The sequence below is a fragment of the Neobacillus sp. DFD-2R genome (assembly GCF_057747865.1).
In genome coordinates this window covers 2,405,998-2,426,216 of the sequence record NZ_CM173228.1, presented here as the reverse complement: position 1 = coordinate 2,426,216, position 20,219 = coordinate 2,405,998, and the positions used below count along the sequence as shown (strand labels likewise).

The following is a 20,219-nucleotide window of genomic DNA, read 5'->3' as shown; positions in this document are numbered from 1 at the left end:
CCTAATACAATTCTCATTAGATTTTAATGTTTTACTAGTTATAACAATAATTTAAAATTGTTAATCTATTATTGAGACATTGTTAAGATTGCTTTAAAAAATATAAATGAGTAAGTGAAGTCTTTTCAATGGCATTTTCCTTGTTTTGTGAAATCGAATGTAGAAATGTAATAAATACCCTCTAAAAACTTGCTGTGACCACAAAAAAACAAAAGGACAATCACCTACATTAGTAGGAAATTGTCCTTTTTAGTGATATAAACCTCCATCATATCACGTATTTCTATTAGTGTTCCTTGTTTAAATGGCTATGCTTTCTTCCATAAAAGAAATAAACTAATGTTCCAATTAAAAGCCAAATCAGAAACGAGATCCATGTAATCGCGGGCAAGCTAATGGATAAATAGATACAAAATAATGCACTAATTGCCGGGAGGACAGGAACAAACGGTACACGGAATGTGGACTTTAGTTCAGGGTGTTTCTTCCTTAATATAATAATGGCAATCGAAATTAACGTGAATGCGGCAAGTGTACCCATATTAACCAGATGTGCAAGTGTGGTTAAATCGACAAATCCCGCAATTCCTGCAGCAACAAAACCGGTTAACCAAGTATTTGAATATGGTGTTCTATATTTCTTATGGACAGATGCAAGTCCTTTCGGAAGTAATCCATCACGGCTCATTGAATAAGATAAGCGGACTTGTGCATAAATTAACGCAAGCAAAACAGTTGTAATCCCTGCCACAGCCCCTACGGAAATTATGCCCGCTAGCTGATTTTGGCCAACAAATTTAAGTGCGAGTGCAACGGGATCGCCAACATTTAAGTGAGTATAAGGAACCATACCGGTTAAAACAAGTGATACAGCCATATATAAAATAGTACAAATCGCCAACGATCCAATAATACCAATTGGCATATCGCGTTTTGGGTTTTTAACTTCCTCTGAAGCCGTAGCAATGACATCAAACCCTATATACGCAAAGAAAACCGTTGCAGCGCTTGTGACAATACCCTGAAATCCAAAAGGGGCAAATGGTGTCCAATTCTCAGGTTTAACATATCCTATTCCTGCGAAAATAAATGAAATTATAACGACTAGTTTAATAAAAACCATTACATTATTAAAACGTGTGCTTTCTTTTACACCAATGCTGACTAGTGCCGTAATCAATAGAATAATGATGATTGCGGGTAAATCCACTATTCCGCCCTTCCCTGTCCCGGGAGCAGATGATAGTAATGAGGGGAAATGAAAACCGAATCCTTCTATTAAAGAACGAAAATAGGCAGACCATCCAGTTGCCACTGCAGATATAGCCAAAACATATTCCAGCATTAGGTCCCAACCAATTAAAAAGGCAAAGATTTCACCCATTGTTGCATAAGTGTATGTATAAACACTTCCTGAGACCGGAACTGCTGAAGAAAATTCCGCATAACAAAGGGCTGCTAACGCACAGGCAATTCCTGCAATAATAAATGAAATTATAATAGCCGGTCCTGCACTCTGTGCAGCTACTACACCTGTCACAACAAAAATACCTGTCCCAATAACACATCCTACACCTAGAAAGATCAAATCAAATAAACCTAATGTACGGTTTAATTCAACTTTCCGGCTCTGGGCAATCATGGTGTGTATAGACTTTTTTCTAAAAAAATTGCTCATAACTTCCTCCAATATTTTACAATTAAATTATCTAAAAAATTTCACTTTTAAAATTATATTGTCGAAATTCGTCGAGGTCAAGAGAATTTTCTTGAAAGCACTTACGAAGAAAACTGAAAAATAACCGTTTATTTAATTATTTCTACATATTTTCCATGTTTCGAGTTTTTGAAACAAATGCATAAAGATACAAAATTATTTGAAAACGATTATGTTCGGAGGGGACCGTCAGAGGCATTATAAGATTAATGTTAAAAAGGAAGATATTAATAAGGCTTCCCAAATATTAAATTTATAAAAATAAAGAAAAATTTTTGTATAAATATAAAGTGGAATAAACGATCATTTTGGCACTTTAAATTATTTACGGTTCTTTACAGGCTCCCCCGCCAGCAAGTATCACTTTTAATTGCGGACAAGGCTAGCCACCCAACCCGCTTTAGAGGGCGGGCCTGGTTCCAATAACGACGGTGGCATCCAATTCGTCGGAATTGACCGCTTGCGGAATAAGCCCATTGCAAGCAAAGATTTCGATAGTCTGCGCCGACTGCCGCTCGCTAGTTTCGACGAGCAGATGTCCGCCCGGTGCCAACCAAAGTGGTGCCGCGGCGGCCACGCGTCGCTGGACGTCAAGACCGTCCGCGCCCCCGTCGAGTGCCACTAGCGCCTCGTGTATGCGGGCCTCATGGGGTAGCAGTCCAATCGCAGCTGTGGGTACGTATGGTGCGTTGGCGACTAATATATCGACGCGTCCGCGTAATGTGGCGGGCAGAGGATCGTAGAGGTCGCCTTCGTATACGCGACCACCTGCGGCCTTGACGTTGCGTCGGGCGCACAGCACCGCGGCAGGGTCGATATCGGCGCCGTACAACTCGATTCCTTCCTGGGCAGCGGCCAGCACGGCGCCCACAGCGCCCGAGCCGCAGCACAGGTCAACTACGAGGGCACCTGGCCGGGTGATATGGACAGCCTGACGAACGAGAAACTCGGTACGGCGGCGGGGTACGAAGACCCCCGGGTCCACCGCTATCCGAAGACCACAGAATTCTGCCCAGCCAATGACATGTTCAAGGGGAAAGCCGGTTACTCGAAGTTCCATCATGGCGGCAAGGTCAGCCGAGGTCAGTGCCGCGGAGATGAGCAACCTGGCCTCTTCTTCGGCAAAAACACATCCGGCGGCCCTAAGCCTGGTGACGATGCTTGAATAATTGGTATCTCTTTGAAAGTCACCACCATTCACTAATGTTCCTTTCCCGGCATGGTTTGTTTCATCATCAACATTTTTTAAAATTTCATCTTTAATTGTTAATTTACTTCTTGCATCACAATGGAATTTCCCGCAGCAAAAAGATGTTTTCATCTTGTCCATAAGTCCCCCTCATTTCCCTTTTTCATCCACTTGTTATGTGTATTAACGTAATAAAATGTTTCTAAATTCATATATCTTTATCCACATATTCTATATGTTGTATAATCCTGTTAAGAAGCTGATGAATTATGGAAGTTATTATTGGATTGATTCAATTTATCTGCGAATTAGCTTCAAATAATGCAGTGGCTGCTTGGAGTTACTTTCAAGAAAAGGTAGAAGGTAAATAATAAGGAATCGAAAAAGAGCTGTCACAGCAACTATCATGACTTTTACAGTACAATATTAAAAAAGCCACCAAGGATGGCAGCGGGTGTTTATCTTTTGAACCGTTAGGTGAAAAATTAAACTTCTTCTTAATATAAGGGGTTTAAAGTCTATTGGTATTTAAAACTCCTCAAAAACACAGCACCCCATAAGTTAATGAAGCTTACATACTTGATTCTTTTTCTCCAATTCTTTGTTTATGTTCAAGATATCCACTAATTTTTACTGATTTATTTTTATATATAGAACGTAAATTCATATCGATCAGTGACCCGGCAATTAACCCTAAAAAAACAACTGTTATAGAAAAAACATCAGATCTTAATGCGAAAAACAGAGCCACAACACATAAGGTTATACTAAAGAAAAATTCACTAACTAAAAAATGTATTTTTTCCATTTTAGCACACTCCTTAATATTTAATTAACTATAAGTTCTTTGATAAATGCCCGTTTCCTTCTTTTTTTTGAATTATCCTACTTCGTTTTTTAAAAATAAGACTTTTCTCCTTATTTAAGGAACTCACCCTTAAAAGAAAAACGATACCTTTTATATTTCTTTATTAAACTAAGGTTTTGGAATTGGAATTTCTAAAGTGTTTACTTTTGAACCATCTTTTGCTGAGTAGACAAATAATACGATTTTAATATCATTTGTGGTTATTAACTCTTTTTTTAAAGTAATTTTAAATTCTCCCCAAGCAGGTGCACCTTCTGTCTGGTAGTTATTTTCTATCAACACTTTTTCTCCGGCATAAAGAGCATATTGAAACACGCCTTCAAATACTTGAGCTTTGCCTGTTACAATGATTTTATCTCCTAATTCAGCTACGACTACATCTTTAAACACTTTGTTTTGATAGATCTTATCTTTGGGTACATTTGAATTTGGCTTATTTTGATTTGTTGTACTTTCATCCTTCGGTGCTTGTGTATTTTTCTCTTTTACTACATCTCTGTTTGTTCCATGAACATCCTTTGTGTCTGTCACTTTTGTTTTTTCTTTTACTTCTTCTTTTTGCTGATTACATGCTGCTAAACCAATTGCAGCAGTTAATATGACTAAAAAAAAAGCCGTTTTTCTCATAAATTTATGCCCCCTTTTTTTATTTCTGTATTATATTTTATTTCCCTTTGAGTTAAAGAAGACCGAACTTAAAAAAGCGCCCATAATCATGAGCGCTACTTCCTTCCCCTTATTCAACTACTTCGTTAGAATAAAGAAAAAGAGCAGCCGCAGCCGCTCATTGTTTATCTCTTCACCTTAGAGTGTCTTCGTTTCCAGTCGGAATCCTTCGACGACCACATCTTCATCGATTTCTACTAATAGGCACCGTTTTCCATTGTAAGTAATATATTTTACATTTTTCAGGTCTTTCGGGCTGACGGATACATCTGCCACCTTCGTATTGATCTTAATGGATTTAGGTACTAAACTGCTTGCTTTGATTTCATATTTTTCGTCATCTACGACACTTTTGAAAGCATGCTCCACTTTGGCAGTATCCACATTTTCGACGCCGCTTACCTCTAAGATGCGTTCGATGTCCCGATAATCCAACATAGGAGATTCACTTTCTTCATTTTCTTCATTCTCCTGTACCATCTTATCGATTTCCTCATAGACATTAGAAATGACCCTGGAATCCACTTCGTCTCCCATCACTTTTTTTAAGATCTGTTCGAAGCTGTCCTTATCTTCCACGGCGGTAATAATATCTTCACAGTTGAGAACTTCTTCTATAAATGATACATCCGGTTGATTCACTTTCCCTCCACAATAGAGAATATGATTAACATCTGCTGAATTATCGCTAAAGGTAGGAAACAGAAAACCTGTTAGCGGAGAAGTCAAATTAATAATGGGATCAACTGCGTTATTCGATTTGAATTCTTTCTCAATATAATCAAACAGCAAAGCTTTTTTCGGCTGATCGGTTTTAGTGAGACTGCAAAGGATAAACTCGTTGGAATAAACCTCATCATTCCCTCCTTCATCGGATTCTGAATCCCGTTTCCTGGACGCCTTTTGATAGTCTCCCCGAATAAACGTCACCACTGTATCAAATTCATAGGCAGCATTACCAAACATTTTCCCGACGATTTTCAGCATATGCTCTTTCCAATCTTCCGTTGTTCCTGCTCGTAATCCTTCGTAGAGGATAGTTTGTGTGCTGTCTACCACATCACGCCTGAATTTCAGCTCAAACAGCTTGGCATCAAGATGACCTGTCAAAACCTTTTTAAAATTTGCTAAAAACAATTCTTGTGTATCCTGTTCTAACATTTGAAACGGTTGACAGAATTGATGGTAAATCTCAGCTGTTTCTTTCTTTACATAAACATTGAAGATTTCTCGAATTTTCATAAGATGATTGTCTAATTTAAATTGCTTTCGGATATTAGCGATGTCTTTTTTATTCATTTGTCTCATCTCCCATTCCTGATTATACTGTTCAGACAAGAAAATAGTAATACTTGATATTTTTCAATTTTAATAGCTGCAAGGATTAAGTTCCAATCGTCCTATTTTTGTTAAGAGGAAATCTCCACTCACTCTAAATGATTTTTAACGTTTTACGAACGGAAAAAATCGCTTTAATTCAAATAAAAATAGCTGCCTAATATTGGCAGCCGGATCTTAAACTGGTTTGATAATTTCAAACAAACGTTCATTAACATTGCCTTCAAATAAACCCCCATGATAACAAATAACTTTTTCTATTTCAAATTTTGATAATAATTCGATTGATTTAAGTGATTTTTCAATATCTACCGTATGTTTTGGATCAGATGGAAATAATTTCCCATCCTTTACAATTAATGCATCACCAGCGATTAATGTTTTACTTGTTTTATGATAAAAACTTACGTGCCCGGGTGTATGACCAGGTGTATTAATCACAATAATTCCACCACAAAAGGGTAACTCTTCTCCTTCCTTAAAAACATGGTCTACTTTCGCTTTTGGGGGATTTTCCAAACGAAATTGGAATGCTTTTCGGAAATCTTCAGGTATCTCAGGTGGTAAGGCTTCCAATGCTTTGGATATCGCTTCAGGTGTAATTTTCAGAATCATTTTTTCACCTTGTATAAACGGTTTTTCAACTGCACTGGCATATACATCGATTTTATTTTGAGATTCTTCTATAATTATTGGTAAACTCCCAATATGATCAATATCTTGATGTGTAATGAATATTTTATTAAGTTTTTCAAAAGAAACACCCGCTTTTTCAATACATTGACGGATATCATTGATTTGTCCGGGGAAACCTGCATCAACTAAAATTATATTCTCTTCATCCCATATTAAGGTCGGATGAATGATATTAGCCACTCCCATAGAGTTATTTGTCAGTTCTAACATTTTAATATGATTTTTTATTAGCATAAATTCCCTCCAAACATAGATATTGATTTCGAATAACAGTACAATAATACGTTCTAATACCCATTACGTCAATAACCAAATATTCAATAATAACACAAAAAAATTTTTTCGTCAATAATTACTTGATTAAAAAATTAGAGGGTAAAATTAACAAAACGGCTTAGCCTTTATTCCCCATTCAAAAAAATGCTTAATAGGATAAAACCCCCCATAGTTGAATAAGACTGAATATAATTTTCACCGATTCCCCCCATCTATCCTATTGCACCCGAGACATCATAGCTGCTAAGATCAAACTCTGTTGGTTTTCCTGCGACATGTTTGGCTAATTCCGCACCGAGATAAGGTCCGCTTGTTAAACCGGATGACCCTAATCCATTGGCTACATAGATTCCTTCGAAATGTGGCAGAGCCCCGATAACAGGCAGGAATCCCGGAGTGAATGGCCGAAAACCAACTCTTGTTTCCAGAAAGGTGCTATTTGCTAGACCCGGAGCTATTTCTAAGACCTTACTTAAAATTTCATTGATTCCTCCCGCTGTTACGCGGTTGTCAAATCCAGCCTCATTTTCATGCGTTGACCCTACGATTACCCTGCCATTTTCAAAAGTAAGGATGTATTGAGTACTGGGCGGCATGACAACCGGCCACGAACTCGTATCCGTTTTAGGCAATTCAAGATGAACAATTTGCGCCTTTTGGGGTTTGACTAAAAAATCAACTCCAAGAGGCTGCAATAGCTCTTTTGACCAGGCACCCGCCGTGACAATTACTTGATCAGCCATCAATGTGGTTTCATTTAGTTTAATCCCCATGACTCTGTTATCTTCCCTAATAATACTGGCATTTCCATGTAAAAAGGTTGTGCCATTTTTTACAGCAGCACTAACCAAAGCCTCACGTAACGCCCGTCCATTAACGCGCGCTCCCCCGCTAACATAAACTGAGCCAAATTCCTCTAATAATGGAGGGAATAGCCTCTTCGTTTCAATAGGTGACAATATCGTAATTTCGCCGATTTCCGGTGCGTCCAAAAAGTGTTTTCGTGCTCGTTCTGCCATCTGTTCGAGTTTATTAGCGTCTGTATGAATACTAATGGCCCCTACACGTTTATAACCAGTTTCCTTTTCACCATCTGCTTCCAATTGAGCAATTAATTCAGGATAATATTGGGCACCATTTTTTGCGAGTCTGTACCATGCTTTATTCCGCCGCTGTGAAAGCCAAGGACAAACAATCCCTGCAGCGGCGTCTGTAGCCTGTCCTCGATCCTCCCGATCAACCAAAGTAACTTCAGTACCTAATTTCGCAAGGTGATAAGCGGTAGAGGCGCCAAGAATCCCTGCTCCAATTACAATTATTTTTTGCATAAAACACCTTTTCTTTTGATTTAGTTCGTTTTATCTCTGAGCTGAATGAACTAAATAATATAATTTCCTTTAATTTTTTTCCTATTATCGGGGATATTATTCCAAGATGGGTAGTACGTAAAGTCCAGAAAAGTGTGGTGTTGAAGAAATGATCGAAATACCAAGAATTCTATATTGTGAACACTGTAAAAAAGAAACCGAGCACATTGTGAGTGAAGATGCATTAGAAATTGCCTATATATGTCAAGAATGCAACAAACAAGAAGATATTGTTAAGTCTTTTTTCTAATTAATTGTCTAAACAAACTAGAATAAGAAGTGTTTAATTGGATAAATTATATTCGAGCAATATTTTTATTGCTCAATACATCGTCGGGAGTGATGTATCATGGCTAGAAACAAACTTTTGGTACCCGGTGCAGACAATGCTCTGGATCAAATGAAAGAAGAAATCGCCAATGAGTTTGGAGTTCAACTTGGTGCTGATACGACCGCACGGGCAAACGGTTCAGTTGGAGGCGAAATGACAAAACGTCTTGTCTCTTACGCTGAACAATCATTAAGAAATCAACAGGGGCAATAGCCTGTGATTTCAAAAAGAGAGTGTCCCAAAAAAGGGACACTCTTTTTTGTTTTACCGTTTTAGGTGTAAGAAGAAAGAATTTCTTGTTTTTTTAACGGATAAAATTTTACCAAGAGTATTGTATTTTTATCCTATTCTTTTAATAATAGAATCGAAGGAATCATAGAGGGGCGGATTGAAGTGATATCGAAGGAAGAAATGATGGACAAATACTTTGATTCTTATGGAAAAACAATTAGAGGTTCTGAAATTTGTAATGTTGTTAAATCAATTTTCAGAATCGATTTAGATGCAATAACTGTTTTGTCTAAAGAGGCAGAGGAACATTTAAAAGCCATTCCGTCAACTGAAGGCACAGCACAACGATCAAAAGCTAAATTGGTTATGGATTCATACTTGGATCAATACGAAAAAGAAATAACGGGTTCTGACATTCGCAGAATGATAAATCAATTTTTGGGTATTAATTTAGATGCGATATCTTCATTAGAAGGTGCAAGAATTTCTTTATATTCAAAGGATCAATGGGTTGTTCAACAAGAAAATGACCTATTTGCTGTCATAACTGGAACTGGGGATGTCGATGTAAAGATCTTTCCAACAACCTATTTTACTGAACAAACAGGACTAAAAGAGCTGCCGAATGCTTTACAACTTTCATTATCAGCTATCGGGTTCTGTAACAATGAGGAAATTGGAAGCTACTATTACAAAAGCTCGACCGGTGAAGCAGTCCCGGATGCCTTTAAGGGGCGAACAATCGGAGCAATTTTGGAAGTCATTCATAAATCATACTGTCATTTATAAAGGAAATACCAGCTTTGCATGTCGAAAAACCATATAGAGTGGGAATTTTCCACCCTATATGGTTTTTTGCTATAAAGAAACTTTCAACATAGTCATTATCCTGTACAAGCCTTTATTTCCCAAAAGACGATAAAAACTTAACGCGATCTCCCATAGGAGGTACATTATTATCTACTAATGCTACCTCGAGAACAGCAGGCCCATTTAAATCCATTAAGCTGCTCAAAACGTCCTGGTTGATATCTCCCAGGTCAGATATCCGATAACTTGGTATATTCATAGCCGCAGCCATCGCACTAATATTGATTGCTTCCTGCTCAAAAGATGGATGAGTGCGTTTAAATTGTAACGAATGTCCGTGATAGACCATACCTAATCGGGCATTATTCATCACAACAAACAAAATTGGCAAATTGTATTCCTTTGCAGTCACGATTTCCATCCCATGCATGAAAAAGCAGCCGTCACCTGTAATACATACAACAGGCCGTTCCGGTTCAGCCAGTATTGATCCTATCGCTGACCCTATCCCGGTTCCCATTGCCCCAAAATGTACATTAATGTTAAAGGTATCAGACTCTAACACCTTCATATGATGAATGACATAGGACATAAATTCACCAATATCAATGGTATACCTAGTGGATGAAGGTAAATATTTTTGAATCGTTAAGAGGACATTTTTCGTGTTATATTCTTCCCTATCCAAAGCTATATCTCTATTCTTTTCAACCGCAAGGTTTGTACTTTTCCTCGATAACCCAAGAGCCCTTAATTCTTCTATTAGAAATAATAAACTTAGATTAATATCACCCAGAACAGGTATATCAATCTGATATTTTCGATTAAACACCGACTGATCAAAGTCCATTTGGATGGTAAAGCGATCTTTCGTAAGGTTTAGATTATAATTATTTGTTGCCGTTTCACCTAAGCTGGAGCCCACGATCAATAAGGCTTGTCCATCCCCTTCATTTATCAATGCTGATGCAGCTTCATGGCCGGCAAACCCGAACACCCCTGCAAGAAGATGGTGAGTCTCCGGGATATATCCTTTTGCTTGCGGAGTTGTAACAATCTTCCAATTTAACATTTCTGCTAACTCTATTAATTGCTCAACCGAATTCCTTACTCCCTGCCCTGCAAAAATATAACCATTTTCTCTTTTTATTAGCTCTTTAGCTACATTTTTAATGGTGTCCAGATTAGGAACAAGCGGTTTTCTTATCGGGGGATTCGGTATCTCAAGATTTTGCACCTGTTCATGTTGAATATCAATGGGTACTGCTATATGTACAGGACCCGGAACTCCGGATATCGCGATTTCAACAGCTTTGACTACTTCGGATAGCAAATCCTTGGATTCTTTAACCGTTACACTATATTTTGTCACGGATCTGTAGATTGGTTCAACGTCTAATTCTTGAGAAGCATTTAATCCTATTGTATTAACAGGAACCGCACCGGTTAGAAATAAAACAGGCAAATGCTCACGCATGGCATTTGCAGCACCTGTTACCAGGTTTGTTCCGCCGGGACCACTGCAGCCTATACAGACACTAAGCTGATTTGTATATTTTGCATAGGCAGCAGCCATGTATGAGGCTGCACCTTCATGTTTTGTTACAATCGGTGTGATTTCAGGTATATCATTTAGCTCATCAAAAAATGCATTTACAGAACCTGCCGGAATACCAAATATATGCTTAACTCCATTACCTTTTAAATATTCTAATAGTGTACGAGCTGCTCTCATGACAATCCCTCATTTTCTCTCTCTTTAAATTAGGTATTTTTTAGCAATCTCCTCAGCTTCCATCGGGCGGCTGAAGAAATATCCTTGCATCAAATAGCAATTTCGTGCAGATAGAAAGGCTGCTTGTTCTTTCGTTTCGACACCTTCAGCAATGACGCTGAGGTTCAGATTTTGAGCCAACGTAATAATGGTATTTGTAATGGCCGCATCATCCTTTGTCATATCCTGTACAAAGGATTTATCGATTTTTAATGTCTTAATTGGCAAGTTTTTTAAATAACCCAAAGACGAATAGCCCGTGCCGAAATCATCAATGGCAATATTAATTCCTAGGCCTTTTAATTTTTTCATTGTTTTTAAGGTTAATTCAGTATTTTTAACAATTAGATTTTCAGTTAGTTCTAAATGCAAATACTCAGGCGATAGTTCTGCTTTCTTTAAGACGTTTTTTACCATAGAAAATAAATTTTTCTGTTCAAACTGACGAACTGATAAATTTACCGACATGCTAATGAAAGGATATCCTTGATCATGCCATTCCTTTAATTGTTTACATGCTTCTTTTAGAACCCATTCACCGATAGGAACGATTAATCCTGTTTCTTCCGCAATCGGAATAAATTTTTCCGGTGAGATCATGCCATGCTGTGGATGATTCCATCGCAGTAAAGCTTCTACTCCCACAATCTTATTTGTTTTATAGTTTATTTGCGGCTGATAATAGACAATAAGCTCTTCTTGTTCTAAAGTTTTATATAAAGCATTTTCCAGTTTAATACTTTCAAAGGTTCTTGTATCCATCCCTTCACTAAAGAAATGGTAACTGTTTCCGGAGATTTCTTTTGATTTGTACATAGCAGTATCTGCATTTTTGATTAACGTTTCTACAGTATCGCCGTTATCAGGAAATAGACTGATACCAATACTCGTTTTAATATAGATTTCATTGTCTATTAAGTTAAAAGGTTTAGAAAAAGAATTAATAACAAGATTCACAACCTTTAAAACTTCATTTTCACTTTTGATATTGGGTAAATAGATAGTAAATTCGTCTCCACCCTGCCTGGATACCGTGGCACTCTTTGGAACACATTCGCATAAACGTTTCGCAACATCCCGCAGCAAAAGATCCCCGAAGCTATGCCCCAGACTATCATTTATGAACTTAAAACGGTCTAGATCCAGGTACAGTACGGCTAATTTTTCTCCATGCATTTGTGCATAGGTCAACCCTTGATTTAACCTGTCTTTTAACAGAACTCTGTTAGGTAAATCAGTTAAACTATCAAAATACGCATGGTATTTAATTTTTTCCTCCAATTGTTTCCTTTGGGTGATATCTTTAAACGTCACCACTTCCCCTACAATCTCCTCACCTTCCATTATGGAGGAGATTACATATTCAACCGGAAAGCTTGTATGGTCTTTTCTAAAAAATTTATCATCCTTGTAATAATGATCCCAATTTCCATCGAAAGAAGAAGAAGCATTATCTTGGAAACCTAAACTTCCATTAAAAATGATATCAGATGGCAATCCTATTAATTCGCCTTTCGTGTCATAGCCTAACATAGATGCACCGGCTGGATTACAAAAGGTAATATTCCTATTAAGGTCCAAACCAAAGATACCTTCCCCGGCAGAGTTGAGAATTAATTCCTTCTCACGGCTCATTTGCTGTAATTCTGTCACAACTCTTTCAAGCTCTTTATTTTTTACTGTAATTTCAGAGGTTCTTTCCTCGATTATGACCTCTTGCTTTTCCATGTATAAGAGGTTGGATAAGGTTGAGGCCGTGGCGTCAACGATCGATTGTGCCAGTTGGATTTGAGCTTCCGTATAAATGAGGCTCTTCTCCTCAAGATTGACAACGGCTATTACTCCTAAAACCTCTCCCAGGGAAACCAATGGAAGCATAGAGAGGCCTTTAATACCAAAATTCCGGCAAACATCATGGTTTGGTCTTTCATCTGCAAATACATCCGGGATGAGAATTGCTTTTTTTGTCTTGATAACCTCTTGAATCACTGCATCATTGCTTTGGTCAATCGTTATCTTTTTATGTGTTTCAATCCAGTCTTCTTCTGTCCAGTCACTATCCTTACTTAACTTCGCCGGTCGAATTCGTCTCTCGGCTAATGGATCCAGTAAGTGAACACCAATATTATAGTTTTCTAAAACCTTTCCTAAGTAGAAAAAACATTTATCCAGGCTCTCTTGCATCGAAGAACACATAGAAAGATTACGGGTGACATCTAATAACATTTGCTTTTCTGCTATGAGGTTCTCCTTATGAGTTAAATTGTTCGCATTTTGAATAGCAACAGCAGCCATATTCACATAAGCCTCAACCGTTTGAATTTCTGACTCTGTCAAGTTCATGGGAATTCCATAATCAAATAAAAAAACAAGACCAAATAACTCTTGCTCAAACGAGATAGGAAGAACTAATAAAGATTTAATCTGAAATCCTTCAACAGCTCTTGGATCCGGTCGATTATCCTTTGAGGTATCGGGTATGTAGATTGTTTTTTTTGTTTCGATCACTTCTTTTGCCAGTAAATCGTATTCCGTATCAATGACATGCATATCCAGTGTCCAACCATTAATGTTGTCCGGTTTTCCTACATATCCTCTAAATGTCCCATCCTTCTGCGGCAAATAAATACCAACAGAATCACAGCGGACGATTTCTTCGGATATTGCTGTTGTTACATGCTCCAATACTTCTCGTAATTCCAGCTTTGTATTTATCATTTTAGTAATATTCGCAAGTCGAGAATATCTCGTTTGTTCCTTTAACATTTATGCAATCTCCATTCCCTCGGCTTTTCAGTTTGGTATCATTTTAAGAATTACTGCTAATGGATGTTTTTAATATATGTCGAAAGACCCCCTCCTTTTTTCTTCTTTTTCCCAAAATTTTCGACAAAAACCACTTATGTTTCTTATTTTACAACAGACTGTAATATTTTTAATATATGGAATGACAAAAATACATAAATTTTAAACAATCTTAACTCAGATTACAGCTCTTCACACATAAATGATAGTAATCTTGCAAGATTCCAAATTCCTATTAAAAATCCTGATAATAAAATAAAAAGCGATGAGAAATAAATTCTCATCGCTTTTTTATACTGTTTTAAACCCACCTAGTATATTACTTAAAAATGGTTGAGATAACTTGGTCATAGGACATTTGACTATCCACTACAAATACACCGGGACGCAATTTGTTTTCTAGCCCTTTTTTCTCGATATCTTTAGAGAAGGTAAAAGCATTCGGGACTAAATTAGCCCTTACCAGCATGTTGCCGACATCGATGCTGGTCATACCATTTGATACATTAAGTACCACTCGTGTTACGCTTTTATTAGACTTATTGTCTGCAGGTGAAGCCGGTTTTTGTGCAGCTTTCATATTCTTGTCATATTCAGCTTTGGTTTGAATGACATAGCCTGAAGACTCAAGTTTATTTTTCATCTCTTTTTCAGAGGGCTGAATTTTAACTGTTGTCTGGTTTTCAGATGTATTGGCAGATGCTTTTTGTACATCCTTTTTATCAGAGAAGTAAACAGCGCCACAAATAGTTGTAGAAATAAGTATTCCTGCTGCAAAGCTGCTCAATAAGTTAATTCTCATTTGCAACTTTTCTCCTTTCATCCTTTAATTTCTGAAAAGGAGCAAGCATCTGTTCGATTTCATTTACTGTTACCTGTTTTATTTCAGCAATGCTCTCAAGTGAGTAATTTCGTTTATATAAGTCTAGTATTTCACGCATAAAAAGTTTTTCTTCAGTAGAAAGTGAAATCCCCGCTTCGTTCATTACCACTTCTATGTCAAGCTCAATACTCCGTATTGACTCTTGAACGGCATTGATTTCTTTCATAATGTCTATATGAACCATATCAATCTGCTTATGTTCAACTTTTAATGCATGCGAAGACTTTAAAATTGAAATGACTAGTAATATAGCGGATACCCCAAACAATCCACCTAACGTCCATTCCATCAAAATAATTCCTCCTTCTTATGAATAGCAACTTGCAAGTCTTTATTATACATCCAAAATATAAATTTTTCGATTTGATTCTTAAAAATACGCCAAAAGTCGGAGGGATTTGACAAATTGCGGGGAAATAGGGATTCATTTGCTTCCATAAGTTAGTTACTGAATTCGGGAGAAAAAAATATGAAAAAGCACTCTTTAGAGTGCTTCAGGCTGTCGAAAAACCCTCGGCAGCCTCTTATTTTATTCAATTACTTTAACGATTCACCGCGTTAACTTGTTATAATATTAATAGTATATCGGTTTCAACATGTCTGTTGATTGGCGCTCCAGGCACTTCGCTTTCCGCGGGCGTGACGGGAAGCCTCCTCGTCGCATCGCTCCTGCGGGGTCTCCCCTGCCCCGTACTCCCGCAGGAGTCTTCGTGCCTTCCGCGCCAATCAACAGAGTGTTTTCAATAAAGACCTACAACTAAAATAATAAATAATTAAAATAAGTGGAGAATTCAATGTTTAAGCCAAAAGAGTCTAGCCATAGTGAATATGAATTTGTTTCTATTGATGAATTGGTACCTGATGGCCATCTTCTTCGTTTGATTGATAAATATATTAATTTTTCGTTACTTCTTGAAAAGGTCCGTCCTTATTACAGCGATGATAATGGGCGTCCTACTGATCCTCTTATTCTTTTTAAAATGATGTTTATTGGTTATATTTACGGCATTCGTTCTGAACGTCAACTAGAAAGGGAAATTAGAACAAACGTTTCCTACTAATGGCTTATTCCCTAAATGGAAATTTACATATGATAAAGAACGAGATATATACATTTGCCCAAATAATCAAGAATTAACTTACTGAACAACAACCCGTGAAGGTTATAGTGAATACAAGTCTGATTCGAAGAAATGTCAGAACAAAAAATAAGGTAAAAGTGGTAAACGACATGTATTGGAGGAGCACAAGGAAAAGGTAAGGTTAAATCGCTTATCTAAATCAGGAAAAATGCTTTATAAATTTAGAAAGGAAAAAATTGAGCGAAGCTTCGCAGACTCAAAAGAGCTGCACGGGCTTCGCTACTGCCGGTTACGGGGATTGAAGAATACACGTGAACAGGCTCTTCTAACTGCAGCCTGCCAAAATATAAAAAAGATTGCAATACACTTAGCAAGGTTAGAAAAAGTGTGTTGCAATTCTTTAGGTTGATTTGCCTCCCTGTTGATTGGAGCGGAGGGCACTCGACTCCTGCGGGATAGAGAGGTCACTGGAGACCCCGCAGGCGCCAAAAGCGCCGAGGAGGCTCCAGGACCTCCCCGCGGAAAGCGAGTGTCCGGAGCGGAAATTAACAGGCACATTAGCAGGGAGAATCAATAAATTTGGTATTTAGATTCTGACAAAATAAAAAATTGCCGAGAAAAATACCCTTTCTCGACAATCTAAAGCACTCTTTAGAGTGCTTTAGAGGATTTAATTAAGATCTTCAAATTCTCTCGCGATTCTTTTAAAGGCTTCCTTTATCATTGGTCTGGGGGAGGGGATACAAATTCTTTGATAGGCTAACCCTTCTTCTCCAAACATTTTTCCGTCTTCCAGTAAAACATTCGCTTTATTATAGATACGATCATGTACTTCTTCAGGCGGTAGGCCAAAACCACTAAAATCCATCCACATGATATAGGTTCCCTCAGGGATTCTAACCTTTACTTTCGGCATCCTTTCCGTTAAGAACTCAACTACCCATTCCATGGTGCCGTCGATATATTCTTTCAATTGTTCTAACCAATCTTCCCCCTCAGTATAGACAGCTATGAGGGCAGAAACCATAAATGGAGATGGTAAATGCATGCCCATAACACTGCTAAATTTATTCCTAAGCTCAGAGTTCGAAATGACCACATTTGTACAATGCAATCCTGCAACATTAAATGTTTTGTTGATGGCTGTAAATGTGATAATATGATCAACAATGTCCGCAGCTTTAGCGATGGGAATAAAGGTTTGATTCCGTCTTATTAGATCTCCGTGAATTTCATCAGCAACGATGAGTACATCATTATTTCTACAAATATTGGATAATCTTTTAAGTTCGTCCTTAGTAAAGACTCTGCCTGTTGGATTATGGGGGTTACATAAAATAAACATTTTCGTCTTTTCTTCTTTTGCCTTCGCTTCAAAATCCTCAAAATCAATATGATAATAACCTTCATCATCACATTTTAGCGTATTATTCATGACTTCTCTGTCGTTAGCTGTAATCACCGATGTAAAAGGCGGATAAACCGGCCGTTGAATGATGATCCCATCTCCCGGATTAGTTAAAGCTCTAACAGCTATGCTTAAAGCATGAACCGTTCCCGGGCTAAAGAGGAGTTCTTCCTTTTTGATCTCCCAATCATGTCTCTTTTTAAACCAATGCTGTATAGCTTCAAAATACTCATCGGGAAAGATAGAATAACCAAAAATTCGATGATCAACGGTTTTATGTAAAGCATCCAGTAAAGGCTGGGGTACGGGTAAATCCATGTCCGCTGTGAACAATGGGATGGTGTCTTCATCATATCTTTCTGTAAGGCCCATATTTTTTATTAACTGTCCGCCATCCCATTTTACAGAATAGGTCCCTCTGCGATTTACAATCTCATCAAAGTTATATTTCATAAAAATTCACACCTTCCTTTATTCACCGATTACTTGCTGCTCTTTGTCTTAAAAAAGAATACCTTCTTTATCACAATAGTAACCCATTGCGGAGAACTTTTCCATATTCTTGCAATGCTTTGAAACTCCTTGGGAGTGGGCTTTCTTACCTTTTGGTAAGAGCCGACTCATCCCTGCGTACAAAAAAACGGATTCACTTTATTTCGTGATCCGCCCTATCAAAGTCCTATTATATTCTTTATGTATTTCAAACTTTACTTTTCGTTTACATGGATCACTTACCTTTTCCGACTTATTAGAAAGCTTTTGCAAACAGTTTCAAAATCTTTAACTATACTGTAACTTTCTCAGCCAAAGAACATCTGATACCGGCTGGGCGGTACGTCCATATACTTCCTTGGTATGAAAAGCATGCACCTCTTTATATATATCCTGCATTCTGTCAAACACCCACTCTTCCGTTCTATGGATTGGCGCCCAGCAATAAACATCCATCCTATTCAGCTCATTGCTAACAATATGGATTCTTTCATACTTAATGGAATTCATCTTAAAGAACCCATTTTTTTCATAAAAGTGGATCCTTTTTTCCGAGTCGGGATCAAAAAGATTAGCCGGTTCAACTTCCAGGATAATCGCTTTCCCCTTTCGTTTTAGCTGTTCAAGGATCGTACTCCCTCTACCTTTTCCACGGCTGCTTCCCGCTACTAGTATATAATCTACGAAGATATAATCAGACTTTTCGAAATAGACAAGTTGATGATCTTGGCTTTCCTCTAATTGATAGATACCTTGTTTTTCGTGAAAAAGGATTTCAAAATGCTTTTTGGATTTCATTTCTTTTTCTGGAAAATAATCAGTCAATCTCGTATACCAGTCGCTCATCATACTACCCCTTTGCCCGATTTTGAATAACAACAACGATTCTGCTGTTTCCCCTATTTTAGAAAATGAACGTAAATTGATTGTTAAGACAGTTTGAAATATTTGTTCTTTTTATGTAAATCTGAATATTGCAACATTATCTTTTTGCTAAAATAGGGCGTGTTAGGATCTTTTACATATTTCATAAATAGGGAGAGTTATGCAGATGAAAGAGAACAAGGAAAAATTAACAGCATTACTGGGCTGGAGCCTGCACGCAATCGAAGCGATTGACAAAATGAATCGACCATTTGCGGTTGTGGGTCCACCTGAATATCAAGGTTTTGCTGACACCCATGGTATCCGGTTTGTTCCATGGGAATTCGACCATTTAGAGCAGCGGTCGGATGAACTCTATGAAAAATTAAAGGATCTTAATACAAAAATGGCTGTACCGATCTACGAGGAAACAGTTGAATGGGCCGGAGCCATGAATGCAAGGCTCCGGAATAACCCGCGCATTTTCCATCAATCCATGCTATTGAGAGACAAAGGGCTGATGAAACGTAAAGCACAAATGGCAGGCATCCGTGTTGGAGTATTCGCGGAAGCACAAAACAAGGATGATATCTATCGTTTCCTAAATAGAGTAAATGAAGCATTAATCAAGCTGGATGGCGATCTGAATGACCCTATTCATGTTAAGCCATTGAATAAAGCCGGTACAGTCGGTCATCGGGTGATTCGTGACAAACAAGACATTGAGCAAATTTCTGATTTGGAATTTCCTCTTCTAATGGAAAGCCACTTAGATGGTCAGGAATTCTCCTGCGAAGCATTTATCCATGACGGCAAAGTCAGGTTCCTGAATATTACCGAGTATGTAAAGCTTGGTCACTCCAACTTCGTTCCTGCTTCCCCTTCACTTGAAGAATGGCGTCCGCAAATCAAGGAAGCGATTGAGAAGCTTGTGGATGCCTTTGAAGTCAAATATGGCGTCATACACCCTGAATATTTCATCGCCCCGGATGGAACCTTGAATTTCGGTGAGGTAGCGGCTCGTGTTCCCGGTGGGCATATTTTTGAATTGATTGAAAAGGCATACGGCTTCAGTGCGTTTCAGGCCCAAGTGCTTTGCAGCGACCCTGATACAACCGAAGAAGAACTTAAGGCGTTTTTCCCTGAGGAAGTGGTATCTTCAAAGGGATATGCCGGCAGCCTAATGGTATATCCAAACGTAAAAATCATTGAAAGACTGAATATACCTGAGGATCTTAAAAGCCATCCTTATTTTGAAAGACATGACATGTTCATACCTGTCACCTCTAAAGTGGCAGAACGAGTGGGCTTTGGGAACCATTACGGGACAATTTTCTTTTCCGGGAGTGACAGCGAGGTTATGAGGACCCTCATGAAAAAATATGAAAAATATGATTTTTACCTTTAAGGGGGGAAGAGAAG

The 20,219-nt window shown here is 37.9% G+C and carries 17 protein-coding genes and 1 pseudogene; 5 read left to right on the top strand and 13 right to left on the bottom strand.

Annotated features, from left to right (window positions below; translation table 11 throughout):
* Nucleotides 1–286 precede the first annotated feature (286 nt).
* From bcaP to AC3ANV_RS12085, 7 genes are all read right to left on the bottom strand, one after another.
* Nucleotides 287–1,678 (bottom strand): branched-chain amino acid transporter BcaP, encoded by a 1,392-nt coding sequence (gene bcaP, locus AC3ANV_RS12115; RefSeq protein WP_488313827.1) that lies wholly within the window; start codon nt 1,676–1,678, stop codon nt 287–289.
* Between the two features lie 439 nt (nt 1,679–2,117).
* Entirely contained in the window at nt 2,118–3,047 is a 930-nt protein-coding gene (locus tag AC3ANV_RS12110) for a putative protein N(5)-glutamine methyltransferase (protein ID WP_488313826.1), read from the bottom strand.
* 430 nt (nt 3,048–3,477) lie between these two features.
* Nucleotides 3,478–3,714 (bottom strand): hypothetical protein, encoded by a 237-nt coding sequence (locus tag AC3ANV_RS12105; protein WP_488313825.1) that lies wholly within the window; start codon nt 3,712–3,714, stop codon nt 3,478–3,480.
* Nucleotides 3,715–3,882: 168 nt separating this feature from the next.
* Nucleotides 3,883–4,401: a Gmad2 immunoglobulin-like domain-containing protein gene (locus tag AC3ANV_RS12100; RefSeq protein WP_488313824.1), complete on the bottom strand. Its 519-nt coding sequence runs from the start codon at nt 4,399–4,401 to the stop codon at nt 3,883–3,885.
* A gap of 177 nt (nt 4,402–4,578) precedes the next feature.
* Nucleotides 4,579–5,739 carry a DUF4317 domain-containing protein gene (locus tag AC3ANV_RS12095; protein WP_488313823.1) on the bottom strand — a complete coding sequence of 387 codons (1,161 nt, stop codon included), beginning with the start codon at nt 5,737–5,739 and terminating at the stop codon, nt 4,579–4,581.
* A 216-nt stretch (nt 5,740–5,955) separates the two neighbouring features.
* A complete protein-coding gene (locus tag AC3ANV_RS12090) occupies nt 5,956–6,708 on the bottom strand; it encodes an MBL fold metallo-hydrolase (protein ID WP_488313822.1) in 753 nt (250 codons plus the stop codon).
* Between the two features lie 254 nt (nt 6,709–6,962).
* Nucleotides 6,963–8,078, bottom strand: a complete 1,116-nt coding sequence (locus tag AC3ANV_RS12085) for an NAD(P)/FAD-dependent oxidoreductase (RefSeq protein ID WP_488313821.1) — start codon at nt 8,076–8,078, stop codon at nt 6,963–6,965.
* A 388-nt stretch (nt 8,079–8,466) separates the two neighbouring features.
* Between AC3ANV_RS12085 and AC3ANV_RS12080 the strand changes: the two genes are divergently transcribed.
* Both AC3ANV_RS12080 and AC3ANV_RS12075 read left to right on the top strand, forming a co-directional pair.
* Nucleotides 8,467–8,661 carry an alpha/beta-type small acid-soluble spore protein gene (locus tag AC3ANV_RS12080; RefSeq protein WP_488313820.1) on the top strand — a complete coding sequence of 65 codons (195 nt, stop codon included), beginning with the start codon at nt 8,467–8,469 and terminating at the stop codon, nt 8,659–8,661.
* Nucleotides 8,662–8,841: 180 nt separating this feature from the next.
* The gene (locus tag AC3ANV_RS12075; protein ID WP_488313819.1) at nt 8,842–9,468 is read left to right on the top strand and encodes a hypothetical protein; all 627 of its coding nucleotides are present in this window, start codon (nt 8,842–8,844) and stop codon (nt 9,466–9,468) included.
* A gap of 112 nt (nt 9,469–9,580) precedes the next feature.
* Here the strand turns inward: AC3ANV_RS12075 and AC3ANV_RS12070 are convergent, their stop codons facing one another.
* From AC3ANV_RS12070 to AC3ANV_RS12055, 4 genes are all read right to left on the bottom strand, one after another.
* Nucleotides 9,581–11,224: a thiamine pyrophosphate-binding protein gene (locus tag AC3ANV_RS12070; RefSeq protein WP_488313818.1), complete on the bottom strand. Its 1,644-nt coding sequence runs from the start codon at nt 11,222–11,224 to the stop codon at nt 9,581–9,583.
* 24 nt (nt 11,225–11,248) lie between these two features.
* The gene (locus AC3ANV_RS12065; RefSeq protein WP_488313817.1) at nt 11,249–14,029 is read right to left on the bottom strand and encodes a bifunctional diguanylate cyclase/phosphodiesterase; all 2,781 of its coding nucleotides are present in this window, start codon (nt 14,027–14,029) and stop codon (nt 11,249–11,251) included.
* Nucleotides 14,030–14,387: 358 nt separating this feature from the next.
* Entirely contained in the window at nt 14,388–14,870 is a 483-nt protein-coding gene (locus AC3ANV_RS12060) for an aminodeoxychorismate lyase (RefSeq protein ID WP_488313816.1), read from the bottom strand.
* The gene (locus AC3ANV_RS12055) at nt 14,860–15,240 is read right to left on the bottom strand and encodes a hypothetical protein (protein ID WP_488314198.1); all 381 of its coding nucleotides are present in this window, start codon (nt 15,238–15,240) and stop codon (nt 14,860–14,862) included. The genes AC3ANV_RS12060 and AC3ANV_RS12055 overlap by 11 nt, the downstream gene beginning before the upstream one ends.
* A gap of 505 nt (nt 15,241–15,745) precedes the next feature.
* Here AC3ANV_RS12055 and AC3ANV_RS12050 point away from each other — a divergent pair.
* The gene (locus tag AC3ANV_RS12050; protein WP_488313815.1) at nt 15,746–16,012 is read left to right on the top strand and encodes a transposase; all 267 of its coding nucleotides are present in this window, start codon (nt 15,746–15,748) and stop codon (nt 16,010–16,012) included.
* Nucleotides 16,005–16,442, top strand: a pseudogene (locus tag AC3ANV_RS12045) (transposase); the annotation flags it as partial. The gene AC3ANV_RS12050 and the pseudogene AC3ANV_RS12045, both read left to right, overlap by 8 nt.
* A gap of 261 nt (nt 16,443–16,703) precedes the next feature.
* Here AC3ANV_RS12045 and AC3ANV_RS12040 read toward each other — a convergent pair.
* Both AC3ANV_RS12040 and AC3ANV_RS12035 read right to left on the bottom strand, forming a co-directional pair.
* Nucleotides 16,704–17,894 (bottom strand): MalY/PatB family protein, encoded by a 1,191-nt coding sequence (locus AC3ANV_RS12040; RefSeq protein ID WP_488313814.1) that lies wholly within the window; start codon nt 17,892–17,894, stop codon nt 16,704–16,706.
* A gap of 327 nt (nt 17,895–18,221) precedes the next feature.
* Entirely contained in the window at nt 18,222–18,782 is a 561-nt protein-coding gene (locus AC3ANV_RS12035) for a GNAT family N-acetyltransferase (protein WP_488313813.1), read from the bottom strand.
* A gap of 202 nt (nt 18,783–18,984) precedes the next feature.
* On the opposite strand from AC3ANV_RS12035, the gene AC3ANV_RS12030 reads away from it, so the two are divergent.
* The gene (locus tag AC3ANV_RS12030) at nt 18,985–20,205 is read left to right on the top strand and encodes an ATP-grasp domain-containing protein (protein ID WP_488313812.1); all 1,221 of its coding nucleotides are present in this window, start codon (nt 18,985–18,987) and stop codon (nt 20,203–20,205) included.
* Nucleotides 20,206–20,219 lie beyond the last annotated feature (14 nt).